Genomic DNA, 15,918 nt, shown 5'->3' with positions numbered 1-15,918 from the left:
CCGGGCGGCCCGTATCCGTAGGTCAGACTTACAGCGGCGTCACATACGCCGAGCTGATCCCGCCGTCCACCAGGAACGTCGAGCCGGTGATGAACGATGCGTCGTCGCTGGCCAAAAACGCCACCGCGGCGGCGATCTCCCCGGGCTCGGCGAACCGGCCCACCGGCACGTGCACCAGCCGGCGCGCGGCGCGCTCCGGGTCGGCGGCGAACAGCTCTTGCAGCAACGGGGTGTTCACCGGCCCGGGACACAGCGCGTTGACCCGGATCCCCTGCCGGGCGTACTGGACCCCGAGTTCCCGCGACATGGCCAGCACGCCGCCCTTGGAGGCGGTGTAGGAGATCTGGGACGTCGCCGAGCCCATCACCGCCACGAACGAGGCGGTGTTGATGATCGATCCACGCCCGGCGGGCGTCATGTGTCGCAGTGCCGCCCGGCAGCACAGGTAAACCGATTTCAAGTTGACGTCTTGAACCCGTTGCCAGGCCGGCAGTTCGGTGGTTTCGATCAGATCGTCATCGGGCGGCGAGATGCCGGCGTTGTTGAAGGCGATGTCGACCGCGCCGAACGTGTTCGCCGCGGTGTCGAACAGCGCATCGACCTGCGCCTGATCGGAGACGTCAACCGGTATGAACAGACCGTCCAACTCTTCGGCGACCGCAGCGCCGGCCACCGGGTCGAGATCGCCGACCACGATGCGCGCCCCCTCGGCGTGCATTCGGCGCGCGGACGCCAGGCCGATGCCACCACCCGCACCGGTCACCACGGCGACGCGCCCGGCCAGGCGCTGGGTCAGATCCGTCACTCACATCTCCTTCACTGCGATGAACACGTTCTTGGTGTCGGTGAAGGCCAGCGGGGCGTCTGCGCCCAACTCCCGGCCCAAGCCTGAGCGTTTGAAGCCCCCGAACGGGGTGTTGAAGCGCACCGAGGAATGCGAATTCACCGACAGATTCCCGGCTTCCACCGCCCGCGACACCCGTAGCGCCCTCGACAGGTCGTCGGTCCAGATCGAACCCGACAACCCGTACACCGAGTCGTTGGCCAGCGCCACCGCGTCGGCTTCATCCTCGAACGGCAACACCGTCACCACCGGTCCGAAGATCTCCTCGGTGACGCACCGGTCGCTGCGGCCCGGGGTCAGCACCGTCGGCGGGAACCAGAACCCGGCGCCGGTCGGCGCCTGGCCGCGGAAGGCGACCGGTGCGTCATCAGGCACGTAGGAGGCCACCTTCTCCCAGTGCGTTCGCGACACCAGCGGCCCCATCTCGGTGTCCCGGGAGGTCGGATCGCCGACGACGACACCGGCGACGGCCGGCTCCAGCAATTCCATGAAGCGGTCATAGATGCTGCGCTGCACCAGGATCCGGCTACGGGCGCAGCAGTCCTGCCCGGCGTTGTCGAACACGCCGTAGGGCGCGGTCGCCGCCGCGCGTTCCAGATCGCAGTCGGCGAACACGATGTTGGCGCTCTTGCCGCCGAGCTCCAGGGTGACCCGCTTGACCCCGGGCGCCGCGGCCGTCAGCACCCGGGTGCCGGTGGCGGTGGAACCGGTGAACACGATCTTGGCCACCTCCGGATGGGTGACCAGCCGCTCCCCCACCACCGCGCCCGGGCCGGGCAGCACCTGCAAAAGATCCGGCTCCAAACCTGATTCGACGGCCAGTTCGCCCAGCCGGACCGTGGTCAGCGGAGTCCACTCGGCCGGTTTGATCAACACCGCGTTCCCGGCGGCCAGCGCCGGGGCGAACCCCCAGGCGGCGATCGGCATCGGGAAGTTCCACGGGGTGATGATCCCGATGACGCCGAGCGGCTCGTGGAAGGTGACGTCCAGCCCACCGGCCACCGGTATCTGCTGACCGGACAGCCGTTCCGGGCCGGCCGCATAGAACTGCAGCACGTCGCGGACATGCCCGGCTTCCCACTCCGCGGCCGACACCGGATGCCCGGAGTTGGCCACCTCCAGTGCGGCCAGCTCATCGATGTGGGCGTCGACGACCGCGGCGAACGCCCGCAGCGCGGCCGCCCGATCGGCCGGGGCGAGTTTGGCCCACCGCCGCTGGGCCGCCTGCGCCCGGCGCACCGCGTCGTCGACCGCGGCGGCGTCGACGTGCTCGACGCCTGCGAACACCGCCCCGGTGGCCGGGTTGATGAGGTCGTGTGTCATCGGTTCACCCGTGCCGCGGTATAACTGCGCGCCGCAGCCACGATCGCGGTGAACAGCCGAAGATCACCCAGCGACGCTTCCGGATGCCACTGGACCGCGACCACGAAATCCTCCCCGGGAAGCTCGATCGCCTCGACGACACCGTCGTCGTCGCGACCGCTGACCATCAGCCCGGTACCCAGCTCCGCGATCGCCTGGTGGTGGTAGCACTGCACTTCGCAGGTCTCGCCGACCAGTTCGGCCAGCCGGGTACCGGCCACCGTGCGCACCGGCTTCGGGGTGAACACGCCGTTGCCGGCCCGGTGGGAGGCGTTGCCGAGCAGCTCGGGCAGATGCTGGTGCAGCGTCCCGCCGAGCGCGACATTGAGCACCTGGGCGCCGCGGCAGATTCCCAGCACCGGCAGCCCGCGCCGCAGCGCCTCGGCCAGCAGCGTGAACTCCCAAGCGTCCCGCGTCGTGTCGGGCCGATCGGTTTCGGCATGCGCAGATTGGCCGTAGCCGGCGGGGTCGAGGTCCCTGCCGCCGGTGATCACCAGGCCCGACACGCCATCGAGCACGCGCGCGGCGATCTCGGAAGTCACCGGCTGCGGCGGCAGCAGCACCGCGATACCGCCGGCGGCGGTGATGCCCTGGAAGTAATCGGCGGGCAGCAGGCCCGCCCGCACATCCCAGACACCGAACTGCGCCCGGTCCAAGTAGGTGGTCAAACCGACCACCGGGCGGCTGTGTTCATGCGGCGGTCCCAGCTTCGCCTCTCCTCCGTCGAGGCTCGCTGAACCGCCGGGCTCAGAACCGTTCAAAACCCCGCACCCTTTCCCAGTCGGTCACCGCGGTGTTGAACGCCGCCAGCTCCACCCGGGCGCCGTGCAGGTAGTGCGCGACGACGTCGTCGCCGAACGCCTTGCGTGCCACCGTCGATTCGGCGAACGCCTCGGCTGCTTCGGCGAGCGTTGACGGGAGGTTCGGCAGTCCGGCGCGGTAGGCGTCACCGTCGACCGGGTCTGCCAATTCAAGATCGTTGTCGATTCCGTGCAGACCCGCCGCGATCAGGGCCGCCACCGCCAGGTAGGGGTTCACGTCGCCGCCCGGCACCCGGCACTCCACCCGCAGCGAGTCGCCGCGGCCGACAACCCGCAGCGCGCAGGTGCGATTGTCCAGACCCCACCCGACCACGGTGGGAGCGAAGCTGCCGCCGACGAATCGCTTGTAGGAGTTGATGTTCGGCGCATAGCACAGTGTCAGCTCAGACAAGGTGGCCAGCTGGCCGGCCAGGAAGCTGCGGAACAACGCCGACATGCCGTGTGGCGCCGCCTCATCGGCGAACACCGCGGCACCTTCGGCGCTGCGCAGCGAAAGGTGCACATGGCAGCTGTTGCCTTCGCGTTCGTCGAATTTCGCCATGAACGTCAGGCTCTTGCCGTGTTGGTCGGCGATCTCCTTGGCGCCGCTCTTGTAGACGCTGTGGTTGTCGCAGCAGATCAGCGCCTCGTCGTAGCGGAAGGTGATCTCCTGCTGGCCGGTGTGACACTCCCCCTTGACGCCCTCGCAGCGCATGCCCGCGCCGGCCATCCCCAACCGGATGTCGCGCAGCAACGGCTCCAGTCGGGTACCGGCCACCAGGCCGTAGTCGGCGTTGTAGTCCGTCCCCGGGGTCAGGTCGCGATAGCCGGCTGCCCAAGCCTGACGATAACTGTCGTCGAAGACCAGGAATTCGAGTTCCGTTGCGGCGTAGGCGACCAGCCCGCGCTCGGCGAGCCGCGCGATCTGGGCGGACAGGATCTGCCGGGGCGCCACCGCGACCGGGTTCCCGTCCGGCCAATGAGCGTCGGCCAGCACGTGGGCGGTGCCGGGCAGCCACGGGATACGCCGCAGTGTCGCGAAGTCGGGTTTGAGCACCAGGTCGCCGTAGCCGGTGCCCCAGTCGGCGATCGGGTAGCCCGGGACGGTGTTCATCTCGACGTCGACGGCCAGCAGGTAGCTGCAGCATTCCACGCCGTGCCCGGCAACCTCGTCGAGGAAGTGCTGCGCCGCCACCCGCTTACCGACCAGCCGGCCCTGCATGTCGGGGAACGCCACCACCACGGTGTCGATTTCGCCGGACCCGACCAGTTGCTGCAGTTCGGCCTGAGACAGCATCGTGGGTCGGGTCATTGTGCTCCTTCGCCGACGACGGTCCCCCCTGACATTTTCAGTGCTGCCAGGCTACCCGCCCGCCGTCAGCTGACGGGCTCCAGCCGATGGAACTGCTGCGACCCGTACCAGTCGGCGCACGTCGATCGTCGGATCTTGCCGCTGGTGGTGATCGGCAGCGAGCCCGGCGCGACGAAGACCAGGTCAGTAACCCGCACCCCGTGCGCTCGCGAAACAGCGGCTGCCACTTCCCGTTTCAGGGTCAGTATCCGCTGCGATTCCTCATCCGGGTTGGCCCGGCTCTTGAGCTCGGCGATGACGGCCAGCTGCTCGCGACCGTCCCCGCTGATCGGGACCGCAGCGACTCGTCCTCCGGTGAGCTCCTGCACCGTGGCCTCGATGTCGTCGGGGTAGTGGTTTCGACCGTCGACGATCAGCATGTCCTTGATACGGCCGACGACCAGCAGCTCGCCTTCGTGGATGACGCCGAGGTCCCCGGTGCGCAACCACGGCCCCGCCGGCGTTCCCGGGGACGGTGCGTCGAGCCGGCCGCCGAAGGTCCGTTCGGTCGCCTCCGGGTTGTGCCAGTAACCGCTGGCGACGTTGCCGCCGTGCAGCCAGATCTCCCCGACCTTGCCTTCCGGGTTCTCCAGGCGCGTCTCAGGGTCGACGATGCGCACCGTGCAGGCCCGCGGCGGACCGATGCTGACGAGGTCGGCACCGGCCGGGCCGGCCTCTGCAACACCGGCTACCAGTTTCTCGTAGTCGAGACGGAAGGTCACCGGCCGATGCGCGCGAGGCGCCGACCCGGCGTAGACCATCGCCTCGGCCAGCCCGTAGGACGGTGCCACCGCGTTGGCCGGCAGGTTGAATCGGGCGAACCGGTCCTTGAAACGGCGGATGGTCGCCGCGTGGATGCGCTCGCTGCCGCTGAGGATGGTGTGCACGCCGGAGAGGTCGAGTCCGGCCATGTCGTCGTCAGACGTACGGCGGGCGGCCAGTTCGAAGGCGAAGTTGGGCCCGGCGGTGAACGTGGTGGAATTGGTGGCCAGCTGCTGTATCCACCGGGCCGGCTTCTGCAGGAACGCGATCGGGCTCATCACCAGTGCGCGGCAGCCGAGCGTGACCGCCCCCATGATGCCCAGTAGCAGGCCCATGTCGTGGTAGAACGGCAGCCACGACACCAGCGTGGTCTCCGGCGGCGCCGCTGCCCCGTCCTCGTCGAAGTAGTCCGCCATCACCTGTTCGATGTTGGCGAAGACGTTGCGGTGCGAGACCACCACGCCCCGCGGCGCGCCGGTCGAACCGGAGGTGTACTGCAGCAGCGCGGTTTTGGTGGTCAACGCACCCGACCGGTCCCACGCGGACGGCGAGTCGAGGTCGAGCAGATCGACCTCGATGATCGCCGGCAGACGGCCCCCGACGGCACTGATGCAGGCTTGGATGTCGCCGGCCACAGCCGATGTGGTGAGCACCGCGGTCGGAGCGCAATCCTTCAGGGCCGCGGTGACCCGCTCGTCGTGGCTGCCGAACGCCGGCACGGGCAGCGGCACCACGATGCAGCCGGCCTCCATTGCACCGAAGAAGCCGGCGATGTACTCCAGACCCTGTGGCGCGAGCAGCGCGACCCGGTCGCCGGGCGCGGCCACCGCAGCCACCTCGACGGCGACGGACTCGGTCCGCCGCAAGATCTGCGTCCAGGTCAGGGTCTCGGCGTAGCCGGCCTGATCGAGTTCGTAGTCGACAAAGGTGAACGCCGGCCGGTCCGGCCAGTGCTGAGCGCGTTCACGCAGCAGTGCCGGTATTGATTGCCCCCACGACAACACTTCTACCTCCCCCAATGATTGTTCAATTGTTAAGCCGACGGCCCCCGATGCCGCGTGACTTGCCGAATCTACTCTCTTCGCGAGCCCCTACCAGGTGCTGGCCCGCAACACGATCTCCATCGCGAATTGCGCGGTGAACTCACTCGCGCTGCGGCGCCCGGGCAGCATCACCAGACGGTGTTCGCCGTAGACGAACCGCTGGCTGGCGTTGGCCACCGAAGCGGCGGCCCGGGAACTGACCAGAACGGTGGTGTTGATCTCCACCGGCGGACACCGCTCGTCGCGGATCGCCCCGCCCAGATCCGGTGCCCGCGGATGTCCCCGGTCGAGTACCACCAAGCCGGTGAACCGGTCCGGGCGTGTCGCCGCCAGCTCCCAGGCGTTGTCACCACCGCTGCGATCACCCACCAGTACGCCGCACTGGACGCCCAGGGAATCCAGGATGCCCACCACAGACTTCGGGGTCAGTCGCGGGTCGGCGCCGATCACGATGGTTCGCAACGACGCGGTGTGCAGCCGCTGACAGACCGCTTCATAGGCGGTCAGTGGATGTTGGACGGCCGCGAGCACGACGACGACGGGCCCGTTGTGCGGGCCTGCGATATCGACGGGGATCGGAAACCCGTCGATGGTCATCATCGTGCCCGGCATTTGCGCAAGGCTACAGCCAGCGGGCCAGCACGGGGCGGTTTTGACCGGCCCTCAGCAGCTCAACAGCCACGGGGCGCCCTCATGGGAGCGTGAGGATCTCGGCTCCGTCGTCGGTGACCACCAGGGTGTGCTCGAACTGCGCGGTCCACTGCCCGTCGCTGGTGACCACCGTCCAGTCGTCGTCCCAGATCTCGTAGTCCAGGCCGCCGAGGTTGATCATCGGCTCGATGGTGAACGTCATCCCCGGCTGGATGACGGTGTCCACCTCGGGTTGGTCGTAATGCAGGACCACCAGCCCGTTGTGAAACGTCGTACCGATCCCGTGACCGGTGAAGTCACGGACCACGTTGTAGTCGAACCGATTCGCATAGGCCTCGATGACCCGGCCGATCACCGACAGCGCACGACCCGGCTTGACCGCCTTGATGGCGCGCATCGTCGCTTCCCGGGTCCGCTCGACGAGCAGGCGGTGCTCCTCGGACACCTCACCGGCAAGAAACGTGGCGTTTGTGTCGCCGTGCACGCCGTCGATGTAGGCGGTGACGTCGATGTTGACGATGTCCCCATCGGCGATCACCGTCGAGTCGGGGATGCCGTGGCAGATGACCTCGTTCAGCGATGTGCAGCACGACTTGGGAAAGCCCTTGTAGCCCAACGTCGAGGGGTAGGCGCCGTGGTCGACCATGTAGTCGTGGGCGATGCGGTCGAGCGCGTCGGTGGTCACTCCGGGCGCGACGGCGTAACCCGCCTCGGCCAGCGCACCTGCGGCGATCCGGCCCGCCACCCGCATCTTCTCTATCACCTCGGGTGTCTGCACCCACGGTTCGCTGCCTTCGGCGGCATCGGACCTGCCGACGTATTCCGGGCGCGGGATCGAGTGGGGTACCGGCAGCGTCGGGGACAGCGCACCAGGGGAAAGCGGGGCACGAACGGGCATCACGCCAGCTTAACGGAGCTGGTCAGCGTCGCCAGCGCAGCTTGCGCCGGGGGCCTTTGATGTCCACCGACCCGCACACCACGCGTCCGGCCAGCACCACGTGCGGTGTGCCTTCGGCGGGGGCGTCCTTGCGATGGTCCCGGGCGCTGCCGCAATAGACCTCCACATCGTCGATCGAGGCGCTCGCCCCGTCGGGCAGCCGGAGGTCGACCGAGCCGAACCGCATGTCGAGTTCGATGACGACGACCGGACCAGCGAAGCGGGCCTTGGTGAGGTCGAGATAGACCGAGCCCAGCCGTCGCACCAACGCCAGCCGGGTCGGCACGATCCATTCACCGTGGCGCTTGAGCGATCCGGCCCAGCCGCGCAGTTCGACCCGGTCGGCCGCCGAGGTGACGATGGCGCGCGGACCGGGCAGGTCACCGATCAGGGAGTCGAGCTCCGAGCGCATCCGCGCCTGCGAGACCTGCGTCGCGCGCTCCTCGAACTCCCCGATGTCGATCAGTCCGAGGGAGACGGCATTGTGCAGGCGGCGCAGGGTGCCGTTGCGGTCCGCATCCGAGATACGCAAGGCCACGTCGGTCATGTCGTCGCTGAGACCCGTCATGGGTGCTCAATTTACGCCGCTAGAGCAGGAAGTTGTCGGGCAGCGAATCGAACATCACCTTGGTCATCCGCACCGCATACTCCGAGCTTCCGCCGCCGACGATCAGCGAGGCGAAAGCCATGTCACCGCGGTAGCCGGCGAACCAGGAATGCGACCCACCGGTGAACTCGGCCTCACCGGTCTTGCCGAACACCGGTCCGCAGCCGGCGATGGCCCGCGCGGTGCCGTCGGTGACCACCAGTCGCATCATCTGGCGCAGCCCGTCGAGCATCTCGTGGCTCACCGGCGGGCCAACCGGGCCGTTGACGGCGGTCGGCCGGCCTTCGATCAACCGGGGCACCGGGGTCTTGCCCGCGGCCACCGTCGCCGCGGCCAGCGCGACACCGAACGGGCTGGCCAGCACCCTGCCCTGGCCGAATCCATCCTCGGTGCGTTCGGCCAGATCCACCGTCGGCGGCACCGATCCGGTGACCGTGGTGATGCCGTCCACCAGATAGTCCACCCCGATCCCGTAGCGGCTGGCCGCCTGCGACAGCGCCCGTGGCGGCATCCGGCTGGCCAGTTCGGCGAACGTGGTGTTGCACGAGTTGGCGAAGGCCCGTGACATCGACACCAGGCCCAGATCGAACCCGCCATAGTTGGGGATGGTGCGCTGGCCGATGTCGAGCTCGCCGGGACAGCCCACCATCGAATTCGGTGAGGCCATGTCCCGTTCGATCGCTGCGCCGGCGGTGACCATCTTGAACGTCGACCCGGGCGGGTACAGACCGGTGGTCGCGACCAGTCCGTCGGCGTCGGCGGCAGCGTTCTGTGCGACGGCGAGCAGCTCACCGGTCGACGGCTTGATCACCACCATCATCGCTTTGTTGCCGCGGGTGTTGACCGCGTTCTGGGCGGCGCGCTGCACCGATCGGTCCAGGCTGATCGTCAGCGACGGTGCCGGTGCCGGCCCTACCTCGTTCAGCACCGCGACGTCGACGCCGTTCTGGTTGACGCTGACGATGCGCCAGCCCGCCTCGCCCTCGAGTTGAGCCGAGACGGCCTTCTTGACCTCACCGATGAGCATCGGCGCGAAACGGTCATCGGTGGGCAGCAATTCCGGGCGCGGGGTGATCACCACCCCGGGCAGCTTGCCGATCGCCGCTTCGACGCGGTCGTGGTCGTCTTTGCGCAGCGTGATCAGGTCCAGCGGCGTGACCGAGGAGCTGGCTTGCTCGGCGAGCCACTGGGGGTCGCCCAGGGTGTCGTCGAACGGCCGCAGCGCCCCGATCACCGCGCCCGCGGTGCGCATCAGGTTCTGCCCGGCCCGGCCGGCGTCCAGTTCGTAGTGGTAGACGTAGCCGGGCACCAGCACATCGGTGCCGCCCACTTCGTTGACCGAGGCGCGGCGCGGCGAATCGGCCCGCAGCGCGAAGGTCTGGTGCTCCCCCAGCTTGGGGTGCAGGCCGGTGGCCGACCAGCGGACCGCCCAGTGGCCTTCATTGCGGACCATCTTGAGCTGGCCGTCGTAGGACCAGGTCCGGTTCTTCGGCAGCTGCCAGGTGTAGCGGTAGGACACACTGCCGGTGTCGTCGTTGTAGCGCGCGCCGAGGACCTGCGCATCGAGGTGCTCGGCCTGCAATCCGGCCCAAGCGGCGTTCAACGCGCTGCGGGCGACGGAAGGGTCGTCGCTGAGTTCGGCGGCGGCCGCGGTGTCGCCGGTGGCCAGCGCGGCGAAGAACCGCTCGGCGGTGGGTGCGGGGCCGTCCGGTCGAGGGGTGCAGGCCGCCATGCCGGCCGCGGTGAGCAGCACGGTGACCAAACCTGTGACTCGTGTGACGAATGAGTTTGTAGTTGTCATTGGGGCTGATGTTACGAAATGGAAACGGCCGACGTGCGGAGGCGCACCGAGACAGCGGGCACCTCCCGATCAGTCCAGCAAGACCGTCGCGAAGGTGCCCGCCCGGGTGAACCCCACCCGCTCGTAGGCAGCACGGGCCACCTCGTTGAAATCGTTGACGTACAGGCTGGCGATGCGCCCGGTGCCGACGATCACCGCGGCCAGCATCGCGGTGCCGGTGGAGCCCAGCCCGTGCCCCCGTCGTTCCGGGTGCACCCAGACTCCCTGGATCTGCCCCACCGCCGGAGATTGCGAACCCACCTCGGCCTTGAACACCACTTCGCCGCGTTCGAAGCGCGCCCAGGCCCGGCCCGCTGCGATCAGGTTGGCCACCCGCCGGCGGTAGGCGCGGCCGCCGTCACCGACCCGCGGATCCACCCCGACCTCACCGATGAACATATCGACGGCAGCCACCAGGTAGGCGTCGAGCTCATCCGGACGCACCTGGCGCACCTCCGGGTCGAGCGGGCACCCGGGCATGGTGTGCAGCGCCATCAGCGGCTGACTCTCGCGCACGTCGCGGGCCGGTCCCCAGACATCGGCGAGCCGCTGCCACATCGGCAACACGAATTCGGCCCGGCCGACCAGCGACGAACAGCGGCGGATGGCGCTCACCGCTTTGTCGGCGAAGGCAGTCAGGTCAGCGGGCACGCCGCGCAGCGGGATCAGGTTCGCCCCGGCGTAGCACAGTGATTCGTCCACCCCACCGCGTGTCCACAGTTCGCCGCCGATCGAGCGGGGATCGACACCGTGGTCGGCGACCCGCGCGGCCACCATGCAGGAGCCGACCGGATCCGCATCGAGCACCCGCCAGACCGCCGCGGCGTCCCGCACGACGGACACCCGCCGCTGATCGAGACGGAAATCTGGCGGAGCCGACATAGTGACCCCTTCTTGCGAACTCAACTGCCGCGCGCGGTCGGCGGATCGGCTTCGTTCAGCTTACGGCGACGGTGGGCGAACCGCCGGGAGATGCCTCGCCCGTTGCGCCCATTTCTGCGGCCAACCGCAGCGCCTCCTCGATCAGGGTTTCGACGATCTGCGCCTCGGGAACGGTCTTGATCACCTTGCCCTTGACGAAGATCTGGCCCTTGCCGTTGCCGGACGCCACACCCAGATCCGCCTCGCGGGCCTCACCGGGTCCGTTGACCACGCATCCCATCACCGCGACGCGCAGTGGGACGTCCAGCCCCTCCAGCCCGGCGGTCACCTCGTTGGCCAGCTTGTAGACGTCAACCTGCGCCCGCCCGCACGACGGACACGACACGATCTCCAGACCCCGCGGACGCAGGTTGAGCGATTCCAGGATCTGGTTGCCGACCTTGACCTCTTCTACCGGCGGTGCCGACAGTGAGACCCGGATGGTGTCGCCGATGCCGCGCGACAGCAGCGCACCGAACGCCACCGCGGACTTGATGGTGCCCTGGAACGCCGGCCCGGCTTCAGTGACACCCAGGTGTAGCGGGTAGTCGCACTGCTGCGCCAGTTGCTCGTAGGCGGCCACCATCACGACCGGGTCATTGTGCTTGACACTGATCTTGATGTCGCCGAAGCCGTGGTCCTCGAACAGCGATGCCTCCCACAGCGCCGACTCCACCAGTGCTTCCGGGGTGGCCTTGCCGTACTTGGTCAAAAACCGCCGGTCGAGCGAACCGGCGTTGACACCGATCCGGATCGGCACGCCGGCGGCGCCGGCCGCCTTGGCGACATCGGCCACCCGGCCGTCGAATTCTTTGATGTTTCCCGGGTTCACCCGCACCGCGGCACATCCGGCGTCGATCGCGGCGAAAATGTACTTGGGCTGGAAGTGGATGTCGGCGATCACCGGGATCTTGCTTTTTTTGGCGATGGTCGCCAGCGCGTCGGCGTCTTCCTGACGGGGGCAGGCCACCCGCACGATATTGCAGCCGGCCGTGGTCAGCGCGGCGATCTGCTGCAGCGTCGCATCGATGTCGTGGGTCTTGGTGGTGCACATCGACTGCACCGAAACCGGGTGGTCACTGCCCACCCCGACGCCGCCGACCATCAGCTGGCGGGTCTTGCGGCGCGGCGCCAAAGTGGGCGCCGGGGCTGCCGGCATACCTAGGCCGACGGGCATGAGCGGTCTCCTGTCAAAACAGCCTGATCGGATTGACCAAGTCGGCGGTCACGGTGAGCAGCATGTATCCGACCACCACGATCAAGACTACGTAAGTGGCCGGCATCAGCTTGAGGTAGTTCACCGGCGCGGCGGCCACCTTCCCACGCGCCGACCGGAACACGTTGCGGAGCTTTTCGTACAGCGCGATCGCAATGTGCCCGCCGTCGAACGGCAGCAGTGGCACCAGATTGAGCACACCCAGGATGAAGTTCAGCTGCGCCAGGAAGAACCAGAACGCCACCCACAAGCCGTGATCGACGGTGTCGCCGCCGATGATCGAGGCGCCCACCACACTGATCGGGGTTCCCGGGTCACGCGGCCCGTTCGGATGACCGATGGCGTCCATCAGCGCGCCCACCTTGGACGGGATGTTGGCCAGCGACTTACCCAGCAGCACCGAGAGGTCGCCGCTGAAGGTGAACGTCGCCGGGACCGCGGTCAGCAGGTTGTACTGAGTCGGCCCGAACTGGGCGGCGCCCACCCCGATGGCGCCCACGGTGCTGGGAACGGCCTGGCTGTCGCGCCCGTCGGCGATCCAGCGCTGGGTGGGCGTCACGTCGACATACTTGGTCAGCGCGGCGCCGTCGCGTTCGACGACGATGGGCGTCACGCCGTGCTGCTTGCGCACGGCGGCGGCCATCTCCTCGAAGGTCGATACGGCGGTGTCGCCGACTTTGACCACCACGTCGCCGGACTGGATGCCGGCCAGCGCCGCCGGGCCGGGACCAGAGCAGGCCCCCAGCTCGCCCTTAACGACTTCCGGTGCCACGCAAGCTGTTTCGCCGATCACCGCGGTGGTCGGGGCGTGCAGGTTGGGCAGTCCCCAGATCACCCCGATCGTGTAGACGAGCACCAGACCGATGATGAAGTTCATGCCGGGGCCGGCGAACAGTACCGCCACCCGCTTCCAGGTCTTCTGCTTGTACATGGCGCGCTCGAGCTCGTCGGGCGCCAATTCCTCCACCGCGGTCATGCCGGCGATATCGCAGAAGCCGCCGGCCGGGATCGCCTTGAGGCCGTATTCGGTCTCGCCACGGCGCGTCGACCACAGGGTCTTGCCGAAGCCGACGAAGTAGCGCCGAACCTTCATGCCGGTGGCTCGGGCCACCCACATGTGGCCGCATTCATGCAGTGCCACCGATACCAGGATGGCCAGCGCAAACAGTGCGATGCCGACCGCGAACATCATCGGATGCTTTCGACCTTTCTTATAGCTGCCGCCTCGAGGGCACGAGCGGCCCGCTCCCGGGCCCAGCGCTGCGCGTCGAGTACCTCGTCCACGGTAGCGGGTTGTGCGGCCCACTGGTCGGCCGCGGCCAGCACTTCGGCGATGGTGTCGACGATCGCGGGGAAGCCGATCCGGCCGGAAAGGAAGGCTTCCGCAGCTTCTTCGTTGGCGGCGTTGTAGACCGCGGTCATGCAGCCGCCGGTCTGACCGGCGTGGCGGGCCAGTTGAACCGCGGGAAAGACCGCGTCGTCCAGCGGCTCGAACTCCCAGGTAGAAGCATGTGCGAAGTCGCAGGCCGCGGCCGCGCCGGGCACCCGCGCGGGCCAGCCCAGGGCCAGTGCGATCGGCAGACGCATGTCCGGCGGGCTGGCTTGGGCAATCGTCGAGCCGTCGGTGAAGGTGACCATGGAATGCACGATCGACTGCGGGTGCACCACAACGTCGATGCGCTCGTAGGGGACGCCGAACAGCAGGTGGGTCTCGATGAGTTCGAGCCCCTTGTTCACCAGAGTCGCCGAGTTCAGCGTGTTCATCGGCCCCATCGACCAGGTCGGGTGTGCGCCGGCCTGCTCGGGCGTGACGTGCTCCAGATCGTCGGCACTGGCGCCGCGAAACGGCCCCCCGGACGCCGTCAGCACCAGCTTGGCGACCTCGTCGGCAGTGCCGCCGCGCAGGCACTGCGCCAGGGCGGAGTGCTCTGAGTCCACCGGCACGATCTGGCCCGGCGCGGCGGCTTTCAGCACCAGCGGTCCCCCTGCGATCAGCGATTCCTTGTTGGCCAACGCCAGCCGGGCCCCGGTCGCCAGCGCGGCCAGCGTGGGCCGCAACCCCAGGGCGCCGACCAGGGCGTTGAGCACCACGTCGGCCTCGGTGTCTTCGACCAGCCGGGTGACCGCATCGGGTCCGCGGTAGGGGGCGTCGAGCGCTTCACCGACCTGCGAGTCGGCGACGGCGATGTCGGTGACGCCGGTCTCGGCGCGCTGGGCGGCCAGCAGCGCCGGGTTGCCGCCGCCGGCGGCCAGTCCGACCACCTCGAAACGATCCGGGTTGGCGGCGATGACCTGCAACGCCTGGGTTCCGATCGACCCGGTCGAACCCAGCAGCAGCACTTTGATCCGGCTGGTCGTCACCCACCTATTGTGCTCCCGGGTAATCGCCGAAGCTCCACAGGTTGCCCTCCGGATCGCGGACGACGAACTCGCGGGCCCCGTAGTCGGTGTCGGCCAGCGGCCGCAGGATGTCGGCCTGGCGGCTCACAACGCGTTCGTAGAGGCCGTCGGGGTCGGCGGTGACGACGTAGGCGCCGGCGGTGCCGGGTTCGCGAAACCACTCGGTACCGGGGCGGTAGCTGCCCAGCATGACGCCGCCGGCGCCTTCCGGCCAGATCAGCTCGGCATGCTTGACGGTGTCGCCATCGTCGCCGTGGCGGGCCGATACGACGAAGCCGAAGGTGTCGACGTAGTAGTCGATGAGTTTCGGGGCGTCATGCGCTTGCAGGGTCAACCAGACGGTCGGGTTCGAATGAGTCATCCCCCCACTGTGATCGCTGGGTATGACCGCCGTCTTGGATGTTTTGGAACTCCTCGGCCAGCCAGGCCCGCGGCGACGTTCCGGCGAACCGGACGAAATCGCGGGTCAGGTGCGACTGATCGGCGTAGCCGGCATCGCCGGCGATACCGGCCAGGTCGACACGCCGGTGGGCACGCGCCGCGTCGGCCATCCGGGCGGTCGCGTATTCGAAGCGCATCAGCATCGCCACGGTCTTCGGGGTGCGGCCCACCTCGCGATGGAACAGCGTGCTCAGCTGCCGCTGGCTCAGCCCGACCTGCTGTGCGACAGCAGCGACCGGTACCCGCCCCCGACTGCGCCCCAGCAGATGCCAGGCGTAGGCGACCTCGGGTCGCACGGTGGTGTCATGTCGGCAGCGACCCGCCACCAGATAATCGGCCACCAGCGCAAACGCATCCGCCCAGTGCCGGGTGTCGGCGACCCGCTCATGCAGGTGCACCGAGCCGCGGCCCAGCATCGGCACCGCATCGAAGTCGGTCACGCTCAACTCGGCGGCCGGTACACCGAAGACCGCACGCGAGGCCAACGGATGCAGAGCTACCTGCACACCCGCCTGGCCGCGACGCTGCCGCACATGGCTGGCCTGCACGTGCAGGCCACCGAGAATGATCGGGTTCGGCCGGGCCGCCGATAACGCCGCGGCCGCATCCGCTGCCTCGACGCCCTCGTCCAGGCTGACGATGAACATCAGCGTCGCCGACGGCATCCCCCGGTGAACGGCCTCGGCGACCCCGAGTCCGCGATATCCGACCATCGACGTCACGCCCGGCGCCGTGTGCGGCGG

15 protein-coding genes are annotated in these 15,918 nt (G+C 68.6%); all 15 read right to left on the bottom strand.

Features of this window, described 5'->3' with window-relative positions:
* Positions 1–28: 28 nt before the first annotated feature.
* Positions 29–805, bottom strand: coding sequence for a 3-oxoacyl-ACP reductase (locus tag ACZYY4_RS14040; protein WP_463810594.1), 777 nt, complete (start codon positions 803–805; stop codon positions 29–31).
* On the bottom strand, positions 806–2,167 hold the full coding sequence (locus tag ACZYY4_RS14035) for an aldehyde dehydrogenase family protein (RefSeq protein ID WP_463810593.1): 1,362 nt from the start codon (positions 2,165–2,167) through the stop codon (positions 806–808).
* Positions 2,164–2,883, bottom strand: a complete 720-nt coding sequence (locus ACZYY4_RS14030) for a gamma-glutamyl-gamma-aminobutyrate hydrolase family protein (protein ID WP_463810660.1) — start codon at positions 2,881–2,883, stop codon at positions 2,164–2,166. The genes ACZYY4_RS14035 and ACZYY4_RS14030 overlap by 4 nt, the downstream gene beginning before the upstream one ends.
* A gap of 70 nt (positions 2,884–2,953) precedes the next feature.
* On the bottom strand, positions 2,954–4,318 hold the full coding sequence (locus ACZYY4_RS14025; RefSeq protein WP_463810592.1) for a glutamine synthetase family protein: 1,365 nt from the start codon (positions 4,316–4,318) through the stop codon (positions 2,954–2,956).
* Between the two features lie 65 nt (positions 4,319–4,383).
* Positions 4,384–6,123 carry an AMP-binding protein gene (locus tag ACZYY4_RS14020; RefSeq protein WP_463810591.1) on the bottom strand — a complete coding sequence of 580 codons (1,740 nt, stop codon included), beginning with the start codon at positions 6,121–6,123 and terminating at the stop codon, positions 4,384–4,386.
* Between the two features lie 87 nt (positions 6,124–6,210).
* Positions 6,211–6,774 (bottom strand): alpha/beta fold hydrolase, encoded by a 564-nt coding sequence (locus ACZYY4_RS14015; RefSeq protein ID WP_463810590.1) that lies wholly within the window; start codon positions 6,772–6,774, stop codon positions 6,211–6,213.
* 79 nt (positions 6,775–6,853) lie between these two features.
* The gene (map, locus tag ACZYY4_RS14010) at positions 6,854–7,711 is read right to left on the bottom strand and encodes a type I methionyl aminopeptidase (RefSeq protein WP_463810589.1); all 858 of its coding nucleotides are present in this window, start codon (positions 7,709–7,711) and stop codon (positions 6,854–6,856) included.
* A gap of 22 nt (positions 7,712–7,733) precedes the next feature.
* Positions 7,734–8,297 carry a DUF1707 SHOCT-like domain-containing protein gene (locus tag ACZYY4_RS14005; RefSeq protein WP_463810659.1) on the bottom strand — a complete coding sequence of 188 codons (564 nt, stop codon included), beginning with the start codon at positions 8,295–8,297 and terminating at the stop codon, positions 7,734–7,736.
* 40 nt (positions 8,298–8,337) lie between these two features.
* Entirely contained in the window at positions 8,338–10,158 is a 1,821-nt protein-coding gene (locus ACZYY4_RS14000; RefSeq protein ID WP_463810588.1) for a penicillin-binding transpeptidase domain-containing protein, read from the bottom strand.
* 69 nt (positions 10,159–10,227) lie between these two features.
* Positions 10,228–11,079 (bottom strand): GNAT family N-acetyltransferase, encoded by an 852-nt coding sequence (locus tag ACZYY4_RS13995; RefSeq protein ID WP_463810587.1) that lies wholly within the window; start codon positions 11,077–11,079, stop codon positions 10,228–10,230.
* A gap of 55 nt (positions 11,080–11,134) precedes the next feature.
* Positions 11,135–12,295, bottom strand: a complete 1,161-nt coding sequence (gene ispG, locus ACZYY4_RS13990) for a flavodoxin-dependent (E)-4-hydroxy-3-methylbut-2-enyl-diphosphate synthase (RefSeq protein WP_463810586.1) — start codon at positions 12,293–12,295, stop codon at positions 11,135–11,137.
* Between the two features lie 13 nt (positions 12,296–12,308).
* Positions 12,309–13,526 carry a M50 family metallopeptidase gene (locus tag ACZYY4_RS13985; protein WP_463810585.1) on the bottom strand — a complete coding sequence of 406 codons (1,218 nt, stop codon included), beginning with the start codon at positions 13,524–13,526 and terminating at the stop codon, positions 12,309–12,311.
* Positions 13,523–14,695, bottom strand: coding sequence for a 1-deoxy-D-xylulose-5-phosphate reductoisomerase (gene dxr, locus ACZYY4_RS13980; RefSeq protein ID WP_463810584.1), 1,173 nt, complete (start codon positions 14,693–14,695; stop codon positions 13,523–13,525). Before dxr ends, ACZYY4_RS13985 begins: the two co-directional genes overlap by 4 nt.
* 4 nt (positions 14,696–14,699) lie before the next feature.
* Positions 14,700–15,095, bottom strand: a complete 396-nt coding sequence (locus ACZYY4_RS13975) for a VOC family protein (RefSeq protein ID WP_463810583.1) — start codon at positions 15,093–15,095, stop codon at positions 14,700–14,702.
* The gene (locus ACZYY4_RS13970; protein WP_463810658.1) at positions 15,049–15,888 is read right to left on the bottom strand and encodes an AraC family transcriptional regulator; all 840 of its coding nucleotides are present in this window, start codon (positions 15,886–15,888) and stop codon (positions 15,049–15,051) included. Before ACZYY4_RS13970 ends, ACZYY4_RS13975 begins: the two co-directional genes overlap by 47 nt.
* Positions 15,889–15,918: the final 30 nt, after the last annotated feature.

The organism is Mycobacterium sp. IDUB_21, from assembly GCF_055419425.1.
This window is presented reverse-complemented; position numbering and strand designations above follow the sequence as displayed.